The organism is Bartonella sp. TT110JLCBS (genome assembly GCF_042193405.1).
Lineage (GTDB): Bacteria > Pseudomonadota > Alphaproteobacteria > Rhizobiales > Rhizobiaceae > Bartonella.
Genome location: NZ_JBHILT010000305.1, coordinates 315 through 557, shown reverse-complemented (window position 1 = coordinate 557; position 243 = coordinate 315). Strand labels below are relative to the sequence as shown.

Here is a 243-nt window from a genome sequence, read left to right as displayed (position 1 = left end):
GTTAGCCGCATCTTTTGCGCCTTCGATATCGCTTAAATCAGCAAATGAGAAAGTTTTATCCGCTGCCATTTTGCCATTGAGAGCGCTTTCTAGATCTGCGATTTCGTTGATCGTATGCGTGTGTTGTAAAGGCGCTTTTCCCTCTACCTTGTCCTCAACATCCGCAATGGCTTGATCAATTTTGGTCAAGTTTTCCCGCAAGATTGGGAATTCAGAACTGATAAAACGACCTTCTTTAGGCAA

General features: G+C 43.6%; 1 protein-coding gene. It reads right to left on the bottom strand.

Annotation, left to right across the window (positions count from 1 at the left end; translation table 11 throughout):
* The coding region (locus tag ACFILW_RS11045) for a Bgr_08870 family protein (protein ID WP_375685858.1) at positions 1–243 on the bottom strand (243 nt) is incomplete at both ends.